19 protein-coding genes, 1 tRNA gene and 1 other annotated feature are annotated in these 19,320 nt (G+C 36.3%); of the genes, 16 read left to right on the plus strand and 4 right to left on the minus strand.

Going from position 1 to position 19,320, the window contains the following annotated elements; genetic code table 11:
* Window positions 1-388: 388 nt before the first annotated feature.
* From JZO71_RS11955 to lplA, 4 genes are all read left to right on the plus strand, one after another.
* On the plus strand, window positions 389-1,468 hold the full coding sequence (locus JZO71_RS11955; RefSeq protein WP_206899950.1) for a M42 family metallopeptidase: 1,080 nt from the start codon (window positions 389-391) through the stop codon (window positions 1,466-1,468).
* 3 nt (window positions 1,469-1,471) lie between these two features.
* A complete protein-coding gene (locus JZO71_RS11960; protein ID WP_206899953.1) occupies window positions 1,472-2,284 on the plus strand; it encodes a DUF975 family protein in 813 nt (270 codons plus the stop codon).
* A 62-nt stretch (window positions 2,285-2,346) separates the two neighbouring features.
* Window positions 2,347-3,087, plus strand: a complete 741-nt coding sequence (locus JZO71_RS11965; protein WP_206899954.1) for an MBL fold metallo-hydrolase — start codon at window positions 2,347-2,349, stop codon at window positions 3,085-3,087.
* 10 nt (window positions 3,088-3,097) lie between these two features.
* A complete protein-coding gene (gene lplA, locus JZO71_RS11970; RefSeq protein WP_206899955.1) occupies window positions 3,098-4,102 on the plus strand; it encodes a lipoate--protein ligase in 1,005 nt (334 codons plus the stop codon).
* 64 nt (window positions 4,103-4,166) lie between these two features.
* On the opposite strand, the gene JZO71_RS11975 is transcribed toward lplA, so the two are convergent.
* On the minus strand, window positions 4,167-5,999 hold the full coding sequence (locus JZO71_RS11975; RefSeq protein ID WP_206899957.1) for an ATP-binding protein: 1,833 nt from the start codon (window positions 5,997-5,999) through the stop codon (window positions 4,167-4,169).
* 213 nt (window positions 6,000-6,212) lie between these two features.
* Here JZO71_RS11975 and JZO71_RS11980 point away from each other — a divergent pair, with 213 nt between their 5' ends.
* The 6 genes from JZO71_RS11980 to JZO71_RS12005 all read left to right on the plus strand — a co-directional run bounded on the left by JZO71_RS11980 (window position 6,213) and on the right by JZO71_RS12005 (window position 11,041).
* Window positions 6,213-6,725 (plus strand): signal peptidase I, encoded by a 513-nt coding sequence (locus tag JZO71_RS11980; RefSeq protein WP_347401348.1) that lies wholly within the window; start codon window positions 6,213-6,215, stop codon window positions 6,723-6,725.
* A 113-nt stretch (window positions 6,726-6,838) separates the two neighbouring features.
* Window positions 6,839-7,534: an O-methyltransferase gene (locus tag JZO71_RS11985; RefSeq protein ID WP_206899961.1), complete on the plus strand. Its 696-nt coding sequence runs from the start codon at window positions 6,839-6,841 to the stop codon at window positions 7,532-7,534.
* Window positions 7,535-7,810: 276 nt separating this feature from the next.
* Window positions 7,811-7,884: transfer RNA gene (locus JZO71_RS11990), tRNA-Arg, on the plus strand.
* 259 nt (window positions 7,885-8,143) lie between these two features.
* On the plus strand, window positions 8,144-8,587 hold the full coding sequence (locus JZO71_RS11995; protein WP_206899963.1) for a GNAT family N-acetyltransferase: 444 nt from the start codon (window positions 8,144-8,146) through the stop codon (window positions 8,585-8,587).
* Between the two features lie 20 nt (window positions 8,588-8,607).
* Window positions 8,608-9,159 (plus strand): DUF1697 domain-containing protein, encoded by a 552-nt coding sequence (locus JZO71_RS12000; RefSeq protein WP_206899964.1) that lies wholly within the window; start codon window positions 8,608-8,610, stop codon window positions 9,157-9,159.
* Between the two features lie 253 nt (window positions 9,160-9,412).
* Window positions 9,413-11,041 carry a SulP family inorganic anion transporter gene (locus JZO71_RS12005; protein WP_206899967.1) on the plus strand — a complete coding sequence of 543 codons (1,629 nt, stop codon included), beginning with the start codon at window positions 9,413-9,415 and terminating at the stop codon, window positions 11,039-11,041.
* A 44-nt stretch (window positions 11,042-11,085) separates the two neighbouring features.
* Here the strand turns inward: JZO71_RS12005 and JZO71_RS12010 are convergent, their stop codons facing one another.
* Window positions 11,086-11,745, minus strand: coding sequence for a uracil-DNA glycosylase (locus tag JZO71_RS12010; RefSeq protein ID WP_206899969.1), 660 nt, complete (start codon window positions 11,743-11,745; stop codon window positions 11,086-11,088).
* A 149-nt stretch (window positions 11,746-11,894) separates the two neighbouring features.
* Window positions 11,895-11,970: a sequence feature (ribosomal protein L21 leader region), on the plus strand.
* Between the two features lie 19 nt (window positions 11,971-11,989).
* On the opposite strand from JZO71_RS12010, the gene rplU reads away from it, so the two are divergent.
* From rplU to rpmA, 3 genes are read left to right on the plus strand one after another with little or no spacing between them, the layout of a single operon-like run.
* Entirely contained in the window at window positions 11,990-12,298 is a 309-nt protein-coding gene (gene rplU / locus JZO71_RS12015; protein WP_206899971.1) for a 50S ribosomal protein L21, read from the plus strand.
* A 28-nt stretch (window positions 12,299-12,326) separates the two neighbouring features.
* Window positions 12,327-12,671 (plus strand): ribosomal-processing cysteine protease Prp, encoded by a 345-nt coding sequence (locus JZO71_RS12020; RefSeq protein ID WP_067480472.1) that lies wholly within the window; start codon window positions 12,327-12,329, stop codon window positions 12,669-12,671.
* A 12-nt stretch (window positions 12,672-12,683) separates the two neighbouring features.
* Window positions 12,684-12,977 carry a 50S ribosomal protein L27 gene (gene rpmA / locus JZO71_RS12025; protein WP_010751514.1) on the plus strand — a complete coding sequence of 98 codons (294 nt, stop codon included), beginning with the start codon at window positions 12,684-12,686 and terminating at the stop codon, window positions 12,975-12,977.
* Between the two features lie 131 nt (window positions 12,978-13,108).
* Here rpmA and JZO71_RS12030 read toward each other — a convergent pair whose 3' ends face one another.
* A complete protein-coding gene (locus JZO71_RS12030) occupies window positions 13,109-13,816 on the minus strand; it encodes a GntR family transcriptional regulator (RefSeq protein WP_206899973.1) in 708 nt (235 codons plus the stop codon).
* A gap of 244 nt (window positions 13,817-14,060) precedes the next feature.
* On the opposite strand from JZO71_RS12030, the gene JZO71_RS12035 reads away from it, so the two are divergent.
* Complete coding sequence (locus JZO71_RS12035; RefSeq protein ID WP_206899975.1) at window positions 14,061-14,288, plus strand: helix-turn-helix domain-containing protein; 228 nt, start codon at window positions 14,061-14,063, stop codon at window positions 14,286-14,288.
* A gap of 121 nt (window positions 14,289-14,409) precedes the next feature.
* Window positions 14,410-14,565, plus strand: coding sequence for a hypothetical protein (locus JZO71_RS12040; protein WP_206899977.1), 156 nt, complete (start codon window positions 14,410-14,412; stop codon window positions 14,563-14,565).
* 85 nt (window positions 14,566-14,650) lie between these two features.
* On the opposite strand, the gene JZO71_RS12045 is transcribed toward JZO71_RS12040, so the two are convergent.
* Window positions 14,651-16,159, minus strand: coding sequence for a leucine-rich repeat domain-containing protein (locus JZO71_RS12045; RefSeq protein ID WP_206899979.1), 1,509 nt, complete (start codon window positions 16,157-16,159; stop codon window positions 14,651-14,653).
* Between the two features lie 315 nt (window positions 16,160-16,474).
* Between JZO71_RS12045 and JZO71_RS12050 the strand changes: the two genes are divergently transcribed.
* Entirely contained in the window at window positions 16,475-19,288 is a 2,814-nt protein-coding gene (locus tag JZO71_RS12050; protein ID WP_206899981.1) for a sigma-54-dependent transcriptional regulator, read from the plus strand.
* Window positions 19,289-19,320 lie beyond the last annotated feature (32 nt).

Genomic DNA, 19,320 nt, shown 5'->3' on the forward strand with positions numbered 1-19,320 from the left:
GGAACACCGTGGATAAGGTTGTGGCACCAAGCGTTCAGCTTCAAACAACAAGAAATATTTTCTAAAAATAGCTACTCGTATTTAGGAAAAAAGACTTGTTGCCGAAGAGGCTATTTGGAGAACACCATGGATAAGCGGGTGAACGAAGTGCCCAGCTCCAATAAATAAGAATAAATTTTCAGAGATTCCTTCTCATTTTTTTGTGAAATTCAGATTTATTTTGAAGGAGTTACTTCTTGAACACCGTTTATTCATAAAAAGGAGGTTTGACAAGACTTTTGTCAAACCTCCTTTTCTTTTTTGTACGATTTTCTTGAAAACCTTTTTCTCCATTCTTATAGAGAAATGGTATAATTTAGTTTACTAAATAAGAAAAGAGGGAACGAATTTGGATAAAAAGGAAGAAGAATTATTAATTAAATTGACATCTGCTAAAGGTGTCCCTGGAAATGAAGAAGAAGTGCGTGAAGTCTTCAAAGAGTATGCGCAATCATTTGCAGATGATATTTTCTTTGATGGCTTAGGGAGTGTCATAGCCAAACATGGTGCTGGTGGCGGGCCAAAAGTGTTTATTTCTGGTCATATGGATGAAGTGGGTTTCATGGTTACAAAAATTACAGAAAAAGGGTTTTTAGAGTTTCAAACACTTGGTGGCTGGTGGGGACAAGTCATGCTTGCACAACAAGTTGAAATCAAAACGCAAGCAGGAAATGTGATTCACGGCGTGATTGGTTCAAAACCGCCCCACGTTTTAACCCCCGCGGTTAGAAATAAACCATATGATATCAAAGATATGTTTATCGATATTGGTGCAACCAGCGACAAGGAAGCCAAAGAGTGGGGCATTCGACCTGGAGATATGGTTACACCTTATATTGAATATAAACGATTGAATGGTGGCAAATTTTTATTAGCTAAAGCTTGGGATAACCGCATCGGAACAGCTGTTTCTTTACGCGTTTTAGAGAACTTAGCTAAAGAAGGGCATCCGAATGTTTTATTTGCGGGGAGTGATGTTCAAGAAGAAGTTGGTTTACGTGGTGCGCGAACCAGTACTCATTTGGTAAATCCAGATATTGCCTTTGCATTAGACACTGGAACAGCTGGCGATACACCTGGAATGACGCCAAAAGAAGCAGATTCTGTTTTAGGAAAAGGCCCACAAATCTTGATCTTTGATGCGTCAATGATTCCGCATAAAAAATTATTGAACTTTGTGATTGATGTGGCAGAAGACCTGGAAATTCCTTTCCAATACACAGTCATTACTGGCGGTGGAACAGATGCAGGTCAAATGCATTTGACAAGAGATGGTGTTCCTTCAGTTGCAATCACTGTTCCAGTTCGTTACTTACATTCACATACATCAGTTATTCATGAAGATGACTATTTAAATACAGTCAAATTGGTGACTGAATTGGTCAAACGTCTTGATCATGAAATTGTTGAAAAGATTCGGAGCTACTGATTGATGGATAAAACAGTAAGTATCTCAGACTATCGTGCGCAGGCGCGTACAGCGTTAAAAGAACAGTGGGGTATTAATGCTGGGTTAATTTTCTTAGCTGGCTTGATCTCAGGTATCATTGAGATGATTTTTGGGAATATGACTTCCTTTGCTCCAGATAGTTCGCAAGAAAACATTCTCGGCTTTTTGCTAGATAACTTTTTACTATTTGCATTTACTTATTCGCTCTTGTATATTGCTTTGTTTGTGATGCGTGGTGGGAAGGCAAAAATGAATCTACTACTAGTTGTGTTTCAAAAGGAATACTTTGTACCGTTGCTACTGATCCATTTATTGAATACTGTAGTAAATTGGTTGATTAATTCATTGATTTTTTTACCAACAATTTTGATGTCTGGTGTTCGTTCATATGCCAGTTTGATTTTAAATTCATCTGGGACAGTGGCAGTCAGTGTGACGGAGAGTGATTTTCTTGATTTTGGTGTCATTATTGGCATGTTACTCTTGCTTTTTGTTTCAGTTATTGTGATGAATATCGTGGGTGGTTTATTTCAGTTTGCTGTCTGGGCAAAATTTGATTATCCAGAATTAACGGTGATGCAAGCTCTTCGGTATGCTTGGTATTTGATGAAGGATCGTTGGATCACTTATATTTTATTGCAGTTGTCATTCGTTGGTTGGTACATTTTAGGGGCGTTGGCTTTGGTCTTTGGATTATTATGGGTCATTGCTTATGTTAACGTGACTGCCGCTGGATTTTATGATCATGCAAGAAATGAAAAAGGTACGCCTGCAGAATATTTTGCACGAGTGTAAGCAGTTTATTCATCGAAAAGATTACTTTTGTGGTAGGATAAGTTTTTGAGGAGGAATGTACGATGAAACTAACGGTTTTGGGCTGTTTAGGTGCCTATCCTTATCAAAATCAAGGAACAACCGGTTATTTATTACAATCTGACCAGTTCCATTTACTAATTGATGCAGGAAGTGCAACGTTAGTCAAACTGGAAGAACATCTTGAACCACTGGAGTTGGATGCGGTGATCTTGAGTCATTATCATCACGATCATATCGCAGATTTAGGTGTGTTGCAGTACTATTGGCAACTTCATCCTGAAAAAGACCCAGAGGCAGTATTACCGATTTATGGTCATACAGAAGATGCTTTTCATTTTGCTGAATTAAGTATGCCAAGTGTCTCAAAAGGAATAGCTTATGATGAACCAGAAGAATTAAAAGTGGGGCCGTTTCTCATTACTTTTATGAAGACGATCCATCCAGTTCCATGCTATGCGATGCGAATCGTAGAAGAAGCTACTGGAAAAGTATTCGTGTTCACTGGTGATTCTGGTTATCTGGAAAGTTTTATTCCGTTTGCGCGAGAAGCTGATTTATTTTTAGCAGACACTTATTTATTTGAAGGAAATGAACGTCATCACGCGCATTTTACGTCAAAAGAGTCTGGTGAATTGGCACAAGCAGCACAAGTGAAAAAACTTGTTTTGACACATTTACCTCAATTTGGTGATTTGGAACAACTAAGAAACGAAGCACAAAAAGCTGCTGGTCCAGATGTGATCGTTGAATTGGCAGCTGTCGATAAAGTATTTGAAATCTAGGAGGACGACCATGATTTTTGTACCGAATGAAAACCACGACCCAAGAGTAAATTTAGCAATTGAACAATTTTTATTACAAGAAATGCCACTGGATGAACCTATTTTACTTTTTTATATCAATGAACCTTCGATCATTATTGGACGCAATCAAAATACGATTGAAGAAATCAATCGTGACTACGTTGAAGAACAAGGAATCCACGTGGTTCGCCGATTGAGTGGTGGAGGAGCTGTCTATCATGATCTTGGTAATTTGAATTTTAGTTTTATCATGCCTGATGATGGAAATTCTTTCCGTGATTTTGCAAAAGTCACACAACCAATCATTCAAGCGCTTCATGAATTAGGCGTTACAGGCGCCGAGTTAAAAGGACGAAATGATTTAGTGATTGATGGGATGAAGTTTTCTGGGAACGCAATGTACGCGACAAGTGGTAGAATGTTCGCCCATGGGACGATTATGTTTGATTCTGATATCAATGAAGTTGTTAATGCTTTGAAAGTGAAAAAAGACAAGATTGAATCAAAAGGAATCAAATCTATTCGTTCCCGTGTGACAAATATCAAACCATTCTTGCCAGAAGAGAAACAAGGAATGACTACAGAAGAGTTTCGTCAAGAAATCTTGCTAAAAATCTTTGGTGTAGAGTCAGAAGCTGATATTAAAGAATATCAATTAACTGAAGCAGATTGGAAAAAAATCAATCAAATTTCTGAAGACTATTACAGAAATTGGAATTGGAACTATGGTAAATCACCTGATTTCAATTTTTCACGTCAAAAACGTTTTCCAATTGGTTCAATTGAAGTTCATCTGGATGTTGCTGATGGATTGATTGATGATGCAAAAATTTATGGTGACTTCTTTGGTTTAGGAAATATCGCTGATGTTGAACAAGCGTTGATTGGTCAAAAATATGAGAAAGCTTCATTAGAAAAAACAGTCGATGCAATCGACGTCAAAAAATATTTTGGGGCAATCGAGTCAGAAGACTTGCTTTCATTACTTTATTAAAAAGTGACCAATTGATAAGAAAAAAGCTTCCGGAAACATTTTCCGGAAGCTTTTTTAGTATTTTTTAAATACGAGAAAGTTGAATCGTCACTCGATCAAAAATTTCATCTTTTTCTTGAGTCAATTTACCAGAATACTTATCAGTGACAAGTTTTATCATCATTAAATCAAAGCGTTCTTGACTTTCTAATTCAGTTGTTATTCCACGATCAAAAATATTTGTATCGTAATGTGCGTTGTGTTCACAATGAATAATTAAATCATCATCATTGACACGCATCGAAAGGAAAATCTTTCGTTGTAATGGATTTTCGATTGCGTGCGATTCTCTGAAAGAATGCTCCAAGATATGAATCAGTAACTGGGTCAAATCGTCATCGTGAACAAATAGCTCTCCAGGAAGCTCGGCATTAAAGTGGATCTCAATACTTTGTTTGCTTGCGATTTCTTGGTAACGTGCCAAAATCAAATTTGTCAATGAATGACCAGATAAAGAAGTCATGATCTCAAACTTTTGTGCTTCATCAAGCAGTTCATTCAGATAGTTTTCTGCTTGTTCTGGCTGATTGGTTTGTAGCATTGCTTGAATTGTTGTCATTCGATCTAAAAAGTCTAAACGAAGGGTACTGATTTCTTTCATATGTGTGCGTAAAGATTCATAGTGTGCTTCAAGAAGATCTGTTTTGGTTTTCAAAAAATTCGCTTCTCGAATATTTTGATCTACGGCACGAATATGTTCTGAAATATTGTCAATCACAATTACTAATAAAATAATCATGTAAAGAATTGTTGACCAGTTGAGTGTGCTGACATAATTTCCCAAGGTACTTTGAATAAATAAGTAACAGTGACTAATCGCAATCAGAATGATCCAAGGCGTACAGGAAACGAAGAAGCGATTTCCATGATATGCTTCACCAATACAGGCAAGTGAGGTCACCAATGTGCTGAAAACTCGAATGATACTGATCAATTGCATCATCTCAGGAAGCTCTTCTGGTGTGAAGAGAGCATATAAAATTGGCAAGAAAGAAAAGAAAACCTGAAGAAGGCACCAAATGCCAAACAGTCGTCGATAACGTTCCATGCGCAACGTATAATAGGAAATCAGGAGTAATGCACTTAAAACGGTAAAAAGATGCGAAAGAGTAGAGTGAACGATTGGATCAAATAATAACCCACTCAAAATATCTTCAGACATTGCGCTAAAGCCAACAATTAATGCAAAGCAACTTAAAAAGATCAAAGAAAGATCCAGTCGCTGCTGCTTGTACATGATATAAATCGTCATAATCAATGTTCCAACGGCTAATAAAATTGCAATAATCATAGTCAAAAATTGTGGGACTGATTTGGAGAAAATAAACGTGACCATTGAAGAGGCTGTACCAATATAAACCTTTGGTGGGATTCCTGCAAAATTTACGTAAGGAGAGGTAACTTCAATGGATAATTTCTTTCCAGCATAATTATCGGGCAAATCAATGACCGCTAATGATAAACCAGGATTTTTGATAGTTGTGTCGCCCGTTCGTTCATAAAGAACTTGTTGATCTAATTGAACTTTGATCCATTGATGATTTCCTTTTAACAAAATATTCGCTTGGTCGAGTTTTTTTGTTAAGGTAGTCTCCATCACGAACGTTTCATTTTTAGAGACTTGTGGGACTTTTTCCAAATAATCACTATTGTAGCGAGTCTCAGGGTCATCTTTTGAATAAAAATCCCAAGCTTGTTGGATTTCTTTTGTTTCATCACCATCTGCTGGTGAAAGGATAAAATAGAAGAAATAGCTAATGCCAAATAAAAATAACAAGGATAATATTATTATGGAAAGCCATTTCATTTTTGTTGAAAAAAAATCTTTTTTATTATATGTGTTATTTAAAGGAATCATATGTAGCAGTCCTTTCTGATTGGAGTACATTTAGGTTAAACTTTTTTTTATTTGTAGTCAATGCCTTTATAACACTTAAATAGACATTTAATTAAGAATATAAGGAGAATTTCAAGTTTTAAATATCATTTTTCTAATAAAAAAGAAAAATAGATGAAATTTTGTGTTATTATATTGTTGCTTAAGTAAATTAGAAAAATGGGGTGGAAAACGGTGCCTTTTAACAAAAAAATAACTCTTGTTGGCTCAATCATATTGATTTTATTCTTAGCCATTATCTTGTGCGTTGTTTTGTTGCCACATTTACTTGGTTTGACGCCACAAATCATTGATGATAAAGATATGGCTCCGTTGTATTCAAATGGAAGCGTCGTCTATGTGCGACCACAAAATGCGGAAGATATTTTAGTCGGTGATGTGATCACTTATTATGAAAATTCTGGTGAGCGAGTGAAGACTCGGCGTGTGATTGCGGTAGGTGATAACCAAGAATATTTTTATACAAAAGCAGATACACAAACACAAGTCGAATCAGGCAGGATAAAGCCACGAAGTGTGATTGGAAAACCAGTTTTTCAAATTCCTTATATAGGTGCATTATTGTCTAAAGACAGTTTCTCAAAAATGAATTTTTTATTTTGGAGTGTGGCAATTTGTCTAACTGCTGCTACGACATGGAACACGATAGATGAATTTCGGAAAAAGAAAAATTGTAGAATCATTTGATAGAGTACTTAGTTCGACAGAATTTCTGTCGAACTTTTTTTGCCAAGAAAAACTTTTAGGAACTTGTACAATAAATTTGTTCTAAGTATAATGTTGGAAAGAGGAGGAGAAGTATGCGCAATGAAATGATGCATCGTCCAGTTATCAAGGAAGAATTACTGGATTTTATGCGAACACAACAAAAAAAATTACCTGGTGAGCTAGGACTGCTTGAAGAAGAGGCGCATGAGGCAGGGGTTCCTGTCATTCCTCATGAAACGGCACTCTTTTTGAAATTTTTCCTTGGTCAAATGAAACCAGAAAATATATTGGAAATTGGTGCTGCCATTGGCTTCTCGTCTAGTTTGATGGCAACTTCTATTAGTGAATCAGGTCACGTCACGACGATTGATCGTTTTGATGTGATGATTGAAAAAGCAAAAAAAAATTATGAACGTCTTGGTTTAACGGATAAAGTAACGTTGCTTGAAGGACAAGCGGCTGAAATTCTACCAACATTAACGGGTCCATACGATTTTATTTTTATGGATAGTGCGAAGTCAAAATATATCGAATTTCTTCCAGAATGTTTACGTCTATTAAGAAAAGGTGGCGTTCTGATGGTAGATGATATTTTTCAAGGTGGTACAATCTTATTACCAGATGAAGAAATTCCAAGAGGAAAACGGGCAATTCATCGCAAATTAAATGAGTTTCTAAAAGTCGTCATGAATCATCCTGAACTAACATCGAGCATCTTGCCATTGGGTGATGGTGTGATTCTGATTACTAAAGAAGCCGATGATATTTTCTTAGCCAAAGGTGAATAAGTGGTAAAAGCTAAGAAATTGCTGGTGTTAAAATAAAAATAATTACTTGGCTGGGTAGTTGAGCTCCCAGCCTTTTTTATGAAAATCGTTTAGCTAATCCTCCAATCTGATCCTTCATAAAAAGATCTGTAGAAAAAAGACCTTAACTTGTATTTTATGATTTCGTTTATTTTTCAAAAAAATTTTTGTAATTAAATAACTTAATTCTTGTTGACAGAATCTTTTTGTTTCTCTATAATTACCTTGTTGCGCTAATTCATGTGATGAACATGTGAGGTCATAGTAGCTCAGCTGGATAGAGCATCCGCCTTCTAAGCGGACGGTCGGGGGTTCGAATCCCTCCTGTGACGTAGAAAAACCGTTAGAAACGTTTGTTTCTAACGGTTTTTCTTTATTTTTGTGCCAAACTTTTGGCAAAAAAGTTTTTACTCAGTTAAAGTTAGGTTAGCTAGATCTTTTAAATGCGTGTATTTGACACTTCAAAATAGATAAGAATTTATCGAAACATAATTCGTATCATGAACAAATAACTAGATGTCTTTGAGAAAATAGATACAGAAATAATCTATTCAGAATACCAAAAAATTATTATTAAATAAGGAGAAAAATATGTTGGAGTATAAAAAAGCTGTACCAGATGATTACACTAAAGTGCTAGAAGTTTGGGAAAAATCAGTTAAAGAAACACATGATTTTTTATCACAAAAAGATCTTGAATTTTATAAAGCAGCTATTCCAGACTACTTAGATGTTGTGGAACTACTGCTGTGGTACGAGGATAAACAGTTGATAGGATTCAGCGGTACACAGGATGAAGAGTTAGCGATGCTGTTTCTCGTCCCAGAATTTATTGGAAAGAAATTTGGCAGTAAAATGTTGATTTGGTTACTAGAAAATAAAAACATTCAAAAAATAGATGTAAATGCGCAAAATAAAAACGCCAAAGCATTTTATTTGAAACATGGCTTTGTAATTGATTCAGAAGATGAAACAGATGGTTTTGGGAAAAATTATCCTATCCTTCATTTAGTTAAACAGAAGGAGAACGAGTAAGAGTAAGAAGGAGTAATTAAATGAACTACATCGCATTTTTTCGGGGAATCAACGTTGGGAGCAAAAATCGGATCAAGATGATCGATTTAAGAGAATTATTTAGTTGCTTAGGCTATCAAAATGTCAAAACGTATATCCAAAGTGGAAATGTAATTTTTGAGTCAAATAAACAAGAATCAATGATTATGGTTGAACTTGCCCAAGCTTTTACTGAACGATTTGGTTTTGAAAGCAAACTTGTTTTACGGACAGCTGAGGAATTAGCGACTATTTTAGCTGACTTTCCATTTACAGCAGCTGAAATCCAGACAGTGAATGATCGGTTGCCAGCGGCCGAGCACGTGTATTTTTATCTTAGCAATAACGAGGTCGATGTATCTGCTGTAGAAAAACTGGCTGAGGAGTTTATAGAGGAAGACAAGGTTTTTGTTGGAAAAAGAGAAATTTATTTTTTGAGTGCGCAGAGTATTCGGAATTCTAAATTAGGAACTAAATTGGCAAAACTCGATGACTCTTTCACTGTCCGTAATCGAAAAACCTTAAATAAAATTAGTGAATTATTGACTAGCTGATTTTTTCACGGTAAAAAGCAAACAATTGAGTAAAAAAGAATTGAAAGCGAAAGGAGGTCGATCAACAAGAAGTTTGTTGGTCGATCTTTTGTTCTATTTTGTTCTAATTTGTTCTCTCACAATTTTTTAGTTATAGGGATAGAAAAGTTGGCGAATGAGTAAGGACTTTGTGAATGTTCTTACTTTTAGACTAAACTTATGCTATTCTAATGATTGTGTCTTTAAGAAATTTTCATGAAAAGGAGTTTGTAGGTTGTTCAAAAATTATCGTTTGTTGTTAAAAAAAGAATTTTTAGGGTACGATTTAGCAAAGTTTCAAAAAGATTTGTTGGCAGGTGTAACAGTTGCAGCAGTTGCGTTGCCTCTTGCGTTAGCGTTTGGAGTTTCGAGTGGTGCTGATGCTGCGGCGGGTCTGATTACTGCGATTTTGGCAGGTGTCATCATTGGTGGATTGTCAGGTGGTTTTTATCAAATTTCTGGACCAACTGGAGCAATGGCAGCAATACTAATGTCCATTGTAGCGACGCAAGGAATACATGGGGTGTTACTAGCGACTTTCTTAGCTGGGATTTTCTTGTTGATTGCTGGGATTTTTCGATTAGGAACATTGACCTCTTTTATTCCAGCACCGGTAATTACAGGCTTTACGTCAGGAATCGCGATCATTATTGCATTGGGACAAGTGGATAATTTATTTGGTGTTCATTCACAAGGAGCGAATGTGATTGAAAAATTAAGTAGTTATCAAACGTTAGGCTTTACGGTTAACTGGAGTGCCTTGTTCATGGGAAGCTTAGTGATCCTAGGGATGACTTTTTATCCGAAAAGCTGGGCACAAAAAATGCCAAGCTCGCTTTTAGCAATTATTCTGGCGACGGGCGCTATGTTGATTTTTCATTTGCCTGTGGCAACAGTAGGTAAGATTCCACAAACAATAATTAGTAGTAATCGTTTAGTTCTAAGCGATTTCCAGATGACAGATCTCCAACAAGTAGCAGTTCCAGCAGTAAGTATCGCGCTTTTAGGAATGGTAGAGAGCTTATTATGCGGAGCATCCGCTGGCAGAATGGCTAACAAACCATTAGATAGCAATCAAGAATTAGTAGCGCAAGGAATCGGTAATTTATTATTACCTTTCTTTGGTGGAATTCCTGCGACAGCGGCAATCGCACGAACAAGTGTGGCAATTAAATCAGGTGCTCAAACACGTTTAGCTGGAATTATTCATGCGGGTGTTCTATTCTTATCTATGCTTGTTTTTGCACCAGTGATGTCACAAATTCCAATGCCTGCATTGGCAGGTGTTTTGATTGTCACTGCTTGGCGGATGAATGAATGGGAGACAATCCATGAATTGTTTTCAAAAAAATATTGGACGTCTATTCTTCTATTTATTCTAACAATGATTTGTACGGTTATTTTTGATTTAAGTATTGCGATTGTCATTGGAATTATCGGTGGGTGCATTTTCTTTGTCATGAAAAGTGCGGCGATTACGATTTCACTTGAAACCATCGATTGGAAACGAATGGATTTACCTGAAACTGAAAAATTAAAAGATTGGACAGTTGTTTACATCAGTGGCCCATTATTTTTCATGTCGTCAGAGAAATTAAAATCAAAATTAACTGAGTTGAGTGACCAAGATGGTATTATTTTTTCAATGCGCGGTGTTCCGAGTATCGATTTGACTGCGCTGTCTGTCTTTGACGAATTTCAAGCAAATGCTGACAAGAGAGGCCAACTAGTCATCTATACTTCACTACAGCCAGAAGTAGAAAATTATATGAAGCATTTGTGGCAAGGAGACGGCACGGAACAACATCAAACTGTAGCGCACGCATTATCTGCATTGCATGCACGCTACGAAATGAATCAATAAAAGAAAAGTAAACCTCAACTTAAAATAAAAAAGGAAACCTGCAATTATTCAGAGTTTCCTTTTTTTGTATCATGGATGAGTGCCTCTAATGTTTCCCAATCATGCTCAATAAGTGGAGTTAAAGAACGATTGTAAAAAATAGCAGCGGGATGGAATAAGGGAAGAAGACGATAAGTGTCTTTTGACCATTCGTAATGTGTTTTTTGCTTGTTCAACTCTAAAATAGGCCCCACGTATAATTGCCCATGATTTTTTGAAACAGTGTAGTCTTTTCCGAGCAAACGTTGAAGACCAATATTCCCTAAAGTAGCAATCAATTCAGGTTTGATTGTTGCAATTTCATAATCCAGAATTGGTGCGTGAGCAAAAACTTCAGCTTTAGTAGGCGTTCGATTTGGATGAACGACTTCTTCTTTCTTGGTACGCTTATTCACTCGTTCAACGGTACTATAAGGACGGCTACGAACGGCACTAGTAATATAAACATCTGCTCTAGTTAAACTTAATTTTTCCAGACAAGTCATCAACTCTTTTCCAGCTTGTCCGCTAAAGGGGATATGATTCTCAACTTCGTTTTTTCCGGGGGCTTCACCAACAAACATTATTTTTGGTTCAAGAGAACCCTGTCCTGCGACGAAACCTTCAACAGGGCGGTTATTCATTCGTTGTTTTGCTTCTTTGATTAATTCAGTAGGATAGTTCATGGATTCATCTACTTTCGTTTTTCATTTTCTTCTTTTTAGTATAAAGTGAGTGCCTGAAAATTGCGACTAATATAGGTGAGTGTGAACAGAATTTATAGTTGACGAATCGTATTTATTTTGTTAAGCTAGTAACGTTGTAATTGTGGACTCCACAGCTACAACCGCACAGAGTAAGTAGTAAGCACAGCTTAGCTGTCACTTAGGATGGCGAGTCTAAGTATAAAATAAGGAGGTGCTTTATAGCATGTACGCAATTATTAAAACTGGTGGTAAACAAGTAAAAGTTGAAGTTGGTCAAGCAATTTACGTTGAAAAACTTGACGTTGAAGCAGGTGAAAAAGTTGTCTTTGACGAAGTTATCTTAGTAGGTGGCGAATCTACAAAAGTAGGTGCTCCAACAATCAATGGTGCAACTGTTGAAGGAACTGTTGAAAAACACGGCAAACAAAAGAAAGTCGTTACTTTCAAATACAAACCTAAAAAACATTCACACCGCAAACAAGGTCACCGTCAACCATACACAAAAGTGGTTATCGACGCAATCAACGCTTAATTAGTGTTTGAGAAAGAAGGCCTGAATGATGATCAAAGGAACATTTAAGCGAAATGACGCTGGTCAAATCGTTTCATTTACTTTGACAGGGCATGCTGATGCAGGTCCTTATGGAAGTGATATTGTATGTGCAGGTGTTTCTGCATTAGCAATCAGCACAGTCAACGGGATTGCTTCATTAGCTGGTTTTGATCCGATTGTTGACGTGAATGAAGAAGATGGCGGGTATCTTTATACCGAAGTTAGCTCAATCATGACACAGGAACAAACGAATATTGCCGAAATTCTATTGGAAAATCTTTTGCTAGGTTTACAATCCATAGAAGCTGAGAATTCAGAATATATCCAAATTAAAACAATTACTGATAAATAGGAGGTGCAGACCATGTTATTATCTATGAATCTTCAATTATTTGCCCACAAAAAAGGTGGCGGTTCTACATCTAACGGCCGTGACTCAGAATCAAAACGTTTAGGTGCTAAACGTGCTGATGGACAAACTGTTACAGGTGGATCAATTCTTTACCGTCAACGCGGTACAAAAATCTATCCAGGTGTAAACGTGGGTATTGGTGGAGACGACACTTTATTTGCTAAAGTTGATGGCGTAGTACGTTTCGAACGTAAAGGCCGCGACAAAAAACAAGTGTCTGTTTATCCAGTAGCTCAAGAAGCTTAATAAACAGTTAGCTCCATCCCTTGCTTGGCGAGGGATGGAGCTTTTTTGTTTTTAGGTGAGTGTATATAATTTTTGATTACACATTGGTTGAGCAACTTTTTAAGAAAAAGAATATAAGAAATATCAATCAATTATTTAGCTTCTACTTCTATTTTTGTTTTGAAATATTTCCAATGCTTGTAACTAATGATGTACTCCGCAACACTTTTATCTGGCAAATAAGTGTGTTTGACTTGTTTAACGGCGGGTTCTCTAAAACTTAGATTTAACAAACGAAGTAATTCAGAATCATCGGGAAACACAATTTCATTTGTTTCAACAGACCCTAGAGAAAAAAGATCAATGCCGAAATCTAAGCGGATTCGTTCGTAGACACTTGCGTAGGCTGATAAGTCATCTGTAAGTGGTTGTTTCATCAGTTTTTTTGGTAAATGAGTAAGATGAACCAAGAAAGGTGTCTCGTCGAAATAACGAACTCGTTTAATTTTATAGTAGGTTTCTTCGCTAGATAATTTCAATTCGTGCAGAATCTTAGCATCATTTTTTTCTTCGATGGATAAAACAGTGACATGTTCTTTATCGAATGAATTACGTTCGATATCTGAGAATTTAACGGTCTCAGCTATTTTTGATCTTGAAATGAAGGTTCCTTTTCCTTGAATTCGGTAGAGGTATCCAGCATTCGTTAATTCATTAAGCGCTTTAACCGCTGTGATTGAGCTGACAGCATATCTTTTCTTAATCGCAGCTTCTGAATAAAATTTATCTCCAGGAACAAATTTATTTGTTTTGATTTCAGCTAGTAAGTCTTGTTTGATTTGTTCATACTTGGGAATCATTCGATCACCTTCCGAAAATAGTGGTGTATTAGTATCAATTTAAGAATAGCATGTTCATTTTTCTTTCGCAATAAAAGGAGGAATAGCGAACTTAGCAGTTGTTAAAAGAATGAGAAAGAAGGGGAGTTTCGACCAACTACTTCAAATAGTTTTGTTTTCTAGCTGACTGAAAAAAGTGGTCTTTTTGTCCACAATTGACCGATTGAGAAAAGCGCATTATATAATTAACAAAAAGGATTTCATTATGAAGAAATTATATTATTTACGTAAGCAGCATCAGCTAACGATTCGAAAATTAGCTGAACATCTTCACTGTGATTATTCTGTCTATTCAAAATATGAGCGAGGTGAGCGAGAAGTTCCACTATATATTTTGATTGAACTTGCTGATTTTTTTGAGACGAATTTAGATTTTTTGTTAGGGCGCACGGATTTTTCAAAGAAGTTGCCAGAGCCAAGAAGAAAAAAATAAGGGAAAGAAAGCGGAACCAAACAGTTTGCAAATTTTGTCTATGGTAAATGATTAAGATACATTGTATCGTGAAGGAAAGTTGGGGGAGTGAATAAGTCACAGGACAAAAGAGGGGCTTTTGATGAAGGGAAGATCAGTGAACCTGAATGGGCATCCATTGCTGCAAGTATTATTGTTTGTAGCGGAAGTTTTATTTGGACTGGTTGCCTGCCTGTTGGTAAGTGTTTGGTTTGGACGGTTGATGCAAGTGGTCATTGGTTACTTTGCAGGTTGGTAGACGAATGAGTAAGTAATTTTTTTGAAAAGTAAATGCTAAAATAATAAAACGAGTGTGAGGGTAATCACACTCGTTTTATTATTTTTTAGAACCAACGTGAAAAGAAAAGTTCTTCCGAGTAATCAGAAATTTTACCTGTGAAATCTACTGCACGAACTTTGATTTTCCATTGACCAGGACCGTTGATTTGATAATCACAATAAGAAGTGTCAGTCGTAGTCGTTATTAATCGATCATCTCGATAATATTCATAGTGACGAATACCAGAGTCATCTGTCGAAGCATCCCAACTGAGTATCGTACCAAAGTGTTCATATTTTTGTACCTTAAGGTTTCTTGGTGTGGTTGGATTATTCCAATCTGGTGCCGCATACTGAATATATATACCAGAAAATTGCTCACTTGAATTAGCATTGCTGAAAGACCAAGAAAGGTTATTTGTTCCAGCTTCTAGCCAGGAAACATTTGTCCCATCATAAGTTCCTGGTTGATTAAACGTGACGTTTGGTCTTTCACCGTGAATTGTCCGGAGTTTTAAAGGTGTTTTATGGTTGGTCCAAGTATTTGATCCAGAAACAGTTTGATTGAAAGCGACAACTTTTTGAAGACTAGGAATATCTTCTAACACTTCTAAGCTAGTCAACTCATTTCCTGAAAGAGTCAGATGTTTCAAATTTGGCAATTCAACGAGTGGACTAATATCATTAAGTTCATTACTTGATAGACCGAGCTGTTGGAGATTTTTAAATTCAGCAATTTTTCTTAGATTTTCAATTTGTGGGAAATTATTACCAGGTAAACTAAGTCGATTTTCACTTAGTTCTAAAGCGACTAAATTAGGAAAGTCAAGTTGAGTGTCGACACGTTGGATTTTATTTTCAGCGCCATAAATTCCTTGAAGTTTTGTATGTTTTTTTAAAGGTGCGAGGTCGATTATGTTGTTAAAGTTAAAATTAATCATACGTAAATCATTTATGTAATAGAGATCAACCAATGATGAGAGTTGGTTGTTATCGACCCAAAGTTGCTTGATGGTTGGAAACTTGCTTACACCATCGAGAGAAGTCAACTGATTATTGCTTAATGCCAACTGCTCTAGTGCTGGCAAATGATTCATAGTATCAATGGATGAGATCCCGTTGTTAGTCGCACCAATGATTCTTAATTTTGTGAGATTTTGAATGGGGGTTAAATCTGTCACTAAGTTATTGTTCAAGCGAAAGTCTGTTAGGTTCAGTGCGAATTCAATTCCGGTAATATCTTTGATGCTCAATCCGGAAATATCTAAGGTAACTAGGCTTTCCATATGTTGCGATGTGATTGGTTCGTCTGTGGTCAAATGAAATATTTCTTTTAGTTTGCTTTCAAAAGCTGGATCATTGATCGTGATTGTTTGAGTGGATTTTGCTGCTAGCTGGGAATCAATTTGATTTTCTTTTAAAGGAGCGAGTGTGTCAGTGAAATAGTTACTTACTTTGATTGTTTGTTCTTGCTGTGGCACATTTTCATTCGCGTAACTGATTGGTGAAAAAGTTCCAAGTGCGGTACTAAATAATACAAGTGAAGCGACTGTAAAGAATAGTTTTCTTTTCATTTTCTAAACCTCCAAAAGTTTTTGTTGTGTTACAAGTTAATCTTAATAAAAAACGTTAAAAAATAAAAATGATAGCTTTAGTTATTTTTAAAATAAGTTTTCTAAATGAAAAAAAAACAATAGTTTGTAGAAGTAAATGCTTGTTTAACAAATGTTTCGTTTATTTTGAAAAAGCATGAGGTAAATAGTTGACGAATCCTCTAGAAATCCATAGTATTATGTTTTGTAGTTAGCTATTTTTAGTTATGTTTGTTCTATAATAGTAAGAAAAATAGTGTAGCAGGAAATTTGGAAACACAGGAAGGGGCGTATCAATTGACAAAGCGTATTGACCGAATTTATCTCTATGTCAAAGAAAAAACCGCTCATTTAACAAAAGCAGAAGCCGATCAAGGAGTAACCACTCAAGAAATCGCTGAAATATTAGGAATTCAACGAACAAATAGTAGTAAAGATTTAAACCAGTTAGTTCGTGAAGGAAAATTAGTCAAGTCCGATGGCAGACCAGTCCGTTACATATATCAAAAGGCAGACGTATATCAAAAACCTGTAAGCAAGCACGTGGTTAGTTACAAAGAGGATGTTCTACCAGTTGAGGAACCAATCGTTCATATTGATACAAAAGATATTTTTTCCAAAATTATTGGTGAAAATGGCAGTATGAAAAATGCTGTTGAACAGGCAAAAGCTGCCATCTTATATCCGCCTAGAGGGTTAAATTGTTTGATTACAGGGCCAACTGGCTCAGGGAAAACTTATTTTGCACATGCAATGTTTCATTTCGCCAAAGCAAATCATGTGATTGATGAAGAAAAAGAATTGATTGTGTTTAATTGTGCCGATTATGCAAATAATCCAGAATTATTGATGAGTCATCTTTTTGGTTATACAAAAGGAGCATTTACGGGTGCGGCTGAAGAAAAAATGGGGATTATCGACCAAGCAGACGGTGGGATGCTCTTTCTAGATGAAATTCATCGTTTACCGCCGGAAGGACAAGAAATGATCTTTTATTTTATGGATCACGGAACTTATAGCCGACTAGGTGAGACAACAAAATCACATGAAGCAAATGTCCGCATCGTTGGTGCAACGACAGAAGACCCAGGTTCTTCCTTATTGGAAACGTTTGTGAGACGGATTCCAATCAACATCCAACTACCGTCTTTCGAAAAGCGACCTGCTAATGAAAAAGTCGATTTGGTAAAGATTATGATTGCTCATGAAGCGAATCGAATCCAACGAAAAATTTCTCTGACAGAAGATGTTGCTAAAGCCTTGATTGGTAGCGTTACTTATGGGAATATTGGACAATTGAAATCAAACATTCAATTGATTTGCGCACGTGGATTCCTAAACCATATGAACTCACCTGAAATTTCGATTACTGTTAGTGATTTGACAGAAGGGATTCGAAGCGGGCTAATTCAATTAGCTAGCAACCGCGTAGCAATGGCAGAGCTATCAAAAATTTTAGAACCAAAATTAACCATCGTACCAAACGATGACATGATGAAAATCCAATCAGACTCGTATGAATTGCCTTATAACTTATACGATATTATTGGGGACAAAGCGGCTTTGTTGAAATCTGATGGCTTAGATCAAGAAGCAATCAACCATTTTATTTCGACAGATATCAATATTCATTTGAAATCTTTTTATAAAGATCATGGATTTTCTTTCAATGCTGATAATAAATTGGCTGAATTTGTTGATCCTAAAGTCATTGAAGTGACACATCAAATTTATAGTATGGTTAAGAACTCTTTGCCTTATGAATTTCAACAGAATTTTATTTATGCGATGAGTTTGCATATCAGTTCATTTTTGAAAAAAATCAATTTAGGGGAAGAACGACACACGAATGATAACATTCGAGAAATGACGTTTGATTTTCCAGAAGAGTATGCAGTTGCAAAAGAAGTCCGTAAATACATTGAAGAATACTTTCAAGTTCGTATTCCAGAAAGTGAAGATTATTATTTGACAGTCTTGCTAGTGTCTTTACGAGCAAATCAAGCAACTGGCCGCATCGGCGTTGTGGTCGCAGCTCACGGAAACAGTACAGCTAGTAGTATGGTTCAAGTAGTAAAACAACTTTTAGATGTTGAAAATGTTCGAGCAGTTGATATGCCGTTGGACATGGATCCTAAAACGGCTCTTAGCCGAATTGAACGAAAGGTTCAAGAGGTTGATGAAGGAAGCGGTGTTATCCTGTTAGTTGATATGGGCTCATTGGCTTCGTTCAATACGCAAATTCAGCGAGAGACAGGAATTCCGATTCGAACAGTAGATATGGTGACAACATCATTAGTTTTAGAAACTGTTCGAAAAGTTTCTGTTTTAGGAACAGATCTAGACACGCTTTATGACTCCTTAAAAAACTTTCGTGGGTACGCGGCTGTTTCTCCTGTGACAGCTAGTGAGAAGCCAGTTCAAGAGCGAAAAGCAATTTTAGCTATTTGTGCTTCAGGAGAAGGTACGGCAAAAAGAATCAAGGAATTGATTGAGCGTGCGGTAAGTAAACGACAAGAAGCAGAACTGACGGTTTTAGCTTTATCCATCGTTGAATTAGAAAAAGAACTACCGCGTATTCAAGCAGATTATCAAGTGATTGCTACTACAGGAATCACTGATCCTAAAATTGCGGCACCGTTTATTCCGCTTGAGCGCTTTATTGATCAAAATATTGAATTGATTTTAGACCAATTGTTACTTGAAGCAGATTTAGAAGAAGCACCAGAGGTTTCTTTAACTGAAGAAACGGCGAAAGAAACATGTGTGGAATTCATATCAGATAACTTTACTTTTATTAATGGAAGAAAACTGATTGATCCTATTTGGGATTTTGCTGAAGATGTGACAGAAAGTATTGGATTAGCTAACAAAGAATATGGCTTTAAAATCAATTTGGTTATGCACACAGCAGGGATGATTGAACGAATCGTATTAAATGAACCGTTGACTGCCGAAAAAACAGAGTTGGATCAAATGGTTCAAGATCCGTTTTATACAATGCTTCAAAGTTTAATTGCTCCGTTAGAGAAAAGAGTGAACTTAAAGGTTCCTTTAGTTGAAAGCTATTATATTTTACGTTTGATCCATAATCAGTTGGCAAAAATTTGATACACTCAATGAACAATACACAAAAAGGATAC

This window comes from Candidatus Enterococcus courvalinii, assembly GCF_017315945.1.
In the GTDB taxonomy this organism is placed as follows: Bacteria; Bacillota; Bacilli; order Lactobacillales; family Enterococcaceae; genus Enterococcus_B; species Enterococcus_B courvalinii.

Coding starts and splice junctions, on each gene's coding strand:
- JZO71_RS11960 (WP_206899953.1), top strand. CDS start 1,472: ATGGATAAAACAGTAAGTATCTCAGACTATCGTGCGCAGGCGCGTACA.
- JZO71_RS11965 (WP_206899954.1), top strand. CDS start 2,347: ATGAAACTAACGGTTTTGGGCTGTTTAGGTGCCTATCCTTATCAAAAT.
- lplA (WP_206899955.1), top strand. CDS start 3,098: ATGATTTTTGTACCGAATGAAAACCACGACCCAAGAGTAAATTTAGCA.
- JZO71_RS11975 (WP_206899957.1), bottom strand. CDS start 5,999: ATGATTCCTTTAAATAACACATATAATAAAAAAGATTTTTTTTCAACA.
- JZO71_RS11985 (WP_206899961.1), top strand. CDS start 6,839: ATGCGCAATGAAATGATGCATCGTCCAGTTATCAAGGAAGAATTACTG.
- JZO71_RS11995 (WP_206899963.1), top strand. CDS start 8,144: ATGTTGGAGTATAAAAAAGCTGTACCAGATGATTACACTAAAGTGCTA.
- JZO71_RS12000 (WP_206899964.1), top strand. CDS start 8,608: ATGAACTACATCGCATTTTTTCGGGGAATCAACGTTGGGAGCAAAAAT.
- JZO71_RS12010 (WP_206899969.1), bottom strand. CDS start 11,745: ATGAACTATCCTACTGAATTAATCAAAGAAGCAAAACAACGAATGAAT.
- rplU (WP_206899971.1), top strand. CDS start 11,990: ATGTACGCAATTATTAAAACTGGTGGTAAACAAGTAAAAGTTGAAGTT.
- JZO71_RS12020 (WP_067480472.1), top strand. CDS start 12,327: ATGATCAAAGGAACATTTAAGCGAAATGACGCTGGTCAAATCGTTTCA.
- rpmA (WP_010751514.1), top strand. CDS start 12,684: ATGTTATTATCTATGAATCTTCAATTATTTGCCCACAAAAAAGGTGGC.
- JZO71_RS12030 (WP_206899973.1), bottom strand. CDS start 13,816: ATGATTCCCAAGTATGAACAAATCAAACAAGACTTACTAGCTGAAATC.
- JZO71_RS12035 (WP_206899975.1), top strand. CDS start 14,061: ATGAAGAAATTATATTATTTACGTAAGCAGCATCAGCTAACGATTCGA.
- JZO71_RS12040 (WP_206899977.1), top strand. CDS start 14,410: ATGAAGGGAAGATCAGTGAACCTGAATGGGCATCCATTGCTGCAAGTA.
- JZO71_RS12045 (WP_206899979.1), bottom strand. CDS start 16,159: ATGAAAAGAAAACTATTCTTTACAGTCGCTTCACTTGTATTATTTAGT.